Raw genomic sequence first — 2700 nt, forward strand, 5'->3', positions numbered from 1 at the left:
CCGAGGAGCCGCAAGAAGATCAGGTAGAGCACGCGCAACGCCATAAGATCCGACCCTGCCATGATCGACGGGTGCTGCAAAATACCTGATCAGAGGCAGTGCGTGACTTTCGGCACCCTACAGGCCTCGAAGGCGACCGGCGCGCCGATCGGCAGATCCCCGATCACGCCGAGCACCGTGCCGACCCCGTTGGGTACGTTGCGGTTGACCCGCACCGCGCCGTCCTCCTCGACCACAGCGATCTGCGACCGCTTGCGGTGGACGTCGATTCCGACGTAGACAGACATTGAGGGCCTCCTTCGTGAGCTCGTACATACCCGGACGATAGGCACCGCCAGGCTGAGCAGGCAAAGGGGCCCGGCCCCGCCGCTATCACCGTGGACTGCAACGCGTCTTCTACACCTCGGCACTCATCAGCATCCGCACCTGCGACGTCTCCCGCCGCTTCTATGAACGCAAGCGCGCCGAGGGCAAGCGGCACACCCAGGCAGTGCTCGCCCTGGCCCGGCGACGGGTGAACGTCCTGTGGGCCCTGATCCGTGACGTCGGCACCCCATTGCTGTACGCCACCCTGACAGGGCCTAACCTGCCCAACAGGTCGCCTGACACCCCATCAGAACGAGCGTCAAATGAGCGTCACGAGCGTCATTTCAGCGTCAAGATATCGCCCGTAACGCTCACACCGCACATAATGCGCACACACAAAACCGCAGGTCAGGAGCCCTTTGCGGCAGGTTCAAGGATGGCAACGCACTCCACATGATGCGTAAACGGGAACACATCGATGACGCGCCGGGAGGCCAGGCCGACGCCGACCGGAACAAGGAGCGCGAAGGATGGGCGAGGGCAGCCGACTTCGAGGCGAATCGCGGACGACATCGCACCCCGCCGGCGAAATCCCTCAAGACCACTTGGAATCGCAAACCCGCCACAACGGCACCCACAAGATTGTGCGTATGGTGTGCCAGGCGCCGGCGCCGAACCTATCGCCACAGGGAATGAGCAGGTCAGAGCTCAACTCGCGACCGGTATCACCGCTCACGCCATGTGGTTCCACCGCCCCTTCCGGGCCGACGAGTGGTTCCTGTACCAGCAGGAGTCCCCCATCGCGACCGGCGCTCGCGGCCTGGCCCGCGGCCAGATCTACGACCGGGAAGGAAAGCTGCTGGTCTCGGTGATGCAGGAGGGGCTGTTCCGGAAAATCGGCAGCTGACCTGGGCCCTTGCCGACGACCGACGGCCCGCGTCAAGCCGTTCCGCGCGACGCGGACCGGGCCGCGCACGGCCCGTCACCGAGGGAAAAAGCAGGAGCCCGAATCAAATACCCGTTCCCACTGCGTCCCCCTGCGTTTCGTTGCATCCCACAGCTGGTGTGCCAATAGTGTGCCAACAATGATTTGCGCACCATTGGTTTTGTCGGCACCCGATCATCACACCGGCTCGACGCCTCGACCACGGGCTCGACTGGACCCGCTGGCGACGACGCCACCAACACCGCCACCGCGCCCGCACCAGCCACTACCACCTCCGACCAGCAACATGATCACGATCTACAGCTGGAGAACTAAGAGGCCGCGCGAATAGGTGGGGTGGAGGAAGGTGGGGGCACCTCCTGGGGGCACCTCCCGGCCGAAGGCTGGGGGCGAGGCCACGCGATGGGGGTGCCCCCTGCTCGAGCGGAGCCGAGAGCTTGGTGGGGGCACCTCCCGGACGGAGTCTGGGGGAGAGTCGTCGACCGACACCGACGGCAACACTTCCAGGCGCCGCCCACCGGCACGCGACGCCGCCCCACCTATTCGCGCGGCCTCTAAGGAGCCTCATGGAGACCCACCGCCAAGACCCGATCGTGTGCCACGAGAGGTCCAGGACCGCCAGGTTGGGAGGGACTTCAAGAGTCACCCGAACGGCCGAACCACCACGGGAGAGGCCTTGTCCCCATTGGGTCCTCCCACGGCGGAGTTGCGCGGCCACGGGGCCCATGAGTTGGTAGGAGTCATCTCCCACCGGATCCCACCATCAGGAGAAAACATGGGCACCGCGCACAGCGGCCCGTCGGCCGACAAGCTTTCCGTGGTCTTCGCGGTCCACGTAATCGAGGGCGGCGAGCAAGGGTTTTTGGAGATGTACGACCGGATCCGGAAGTCCGTCGCCCGCACTCCCGGGCACATCATCGACAGGCTGGGAGAACCCGCCGACGGCTCCCGTCAGTGGGTGATCACCAGTGAGTGGGAGACGCCCGAGCATTTCTTCGCCTGGCAGCAGAGCGAGGAGCACCGCTCGCTGGTGGCTCCGCTCCGCAAGTGGGTTGACTCCACCCAGTCGTTGCGGTTCAGGGTCGTCAAGGAGACCGTGCGGGTGAAGTCATGACGTGCACCAGTGGCCCCGTCGCCGTCCTCGGACTTGGCATGATGGGCACCAGCCTGGCCGGCCGCCTTCTCGACCAGGGCGTACAGGTGCGGGTCTGGAATCGCACCGCGGAGCGAACCGAGCCGCTCGCCAAGGCCGGCGCCTTCGCCGCGGCCCGTCCGATCGAGGCCGTCGAGGGCACGGCCGCTGCCATCTGCACGGTGGCCGACGGCGACGCCCTCAGCGCGGTGCTGCGAGGGCCGGACGGTGTCCTCAGCGGCGGGTCCTATCCCGGCGCCCTGATCTGCGCCAGCACCGTCTCCCCCGACGAGGTCGTCCGCCTCGCCGGGAACGA

Annotated in this window: 4 protein-coding genes and 1 pseudogene; 4 read left to right on the forward strand and 1 reads right to left on the reverse strand. The window is 66.3% G+C overall.

Annotated elements, in window-relative coordinates:
- Positions 1-89: 89 nt before the first annotated feature.
- Positions 90-287, reverse strand: coding sequence for a hypothetical protein (locus FCI23_RS55095; protein ID WP_136731680.1), 198 nt, complete (start codon positions 285-287; stop codon positions 90-92).
- Between the two features lie 116 nt (positions 288-403).
- On the opposite strand from FCI23_RS55095, the pseudogene FCI23_RS55100 reads away from it, so the two are divergent.
- From FCI23_RS55100 to FCI23_RS55115, 4 genes and pseudogenes are all read left to right on the forward strand, one after another.
- A pseudogene (locus FCI23_RS55100) lies at positions 404-544 on the forward strand (IS110 family transposase); the annotation flags it as partial.
- A gap of 240 nt (positions 545-784) precedes the next feature.
- Complete coding sequence (locus FCI23_RS62915) at positions 785-1213, forward strand: acyl-CoA thioesterase domain-containing protein (RefSeq protein WP_265737870.1); 429 nt, start codon at positions 785-787, stop codon at positions 1211-1213.
- A gap of 814 nt (positions 1214-2027) precedes the next feature.
- Positions 2028-2366 carry an antibiotic biosynthesis monooxygenase family protein gene (locus FCI23_RS55110; RefSeq protein ID WP_136731681.1) on the forward strand — a complete coding sequence of 113 codons (339 nt, stop codon included), beginning with the start codon at positions 2028-2030 and terminating at the stop codon, positions 2364-2366.
- Positions 2363-2700 (forward strand): NAD(P)-binding domain-containing protein (locus FCI23_RS55115; RefSeq protein ID WP_136731682.1); only part of this gene is annotated, 338 nt, incomplete at its 3' end. The genes FCI23_RS55110 and FCI23_RS55115, both read left to right, overlap by 4 nt.

The organism is Actinacidiphila oryziradicis, from assembly GCF_005047355.1.
Classification (GTDB): Bacteria; Actinomycetota; Actinomycetes; order Streptomycetales; family Streptomycetaceae; genus Actinacidiphila; species Actinacidiphila oryziradicis.

Coding starts and splice junctions, on each gene's coding strand:
- FCI23_RS62915 (WP_265737870.1), top strand. CDS start 785: ATGACGCGCCGGGAGGCCAGGCCGACGCCGACCGGAACAAGGAGCGCG.
- FCI23_RS55095 (WP_136731680.1), bottom strand. CDS start 287: ATGTCTGTCTACGTCGGAATCGACGTCCACCGCAAGCGGTCGCAGATC.
- FCI23_RS55110 (WP_136731681.1), top strand. CDS start 2,028: ATGGGCACCGCGCACAGCGGCCCGTCGGCCGACAAGCTTTCCGTGGTC.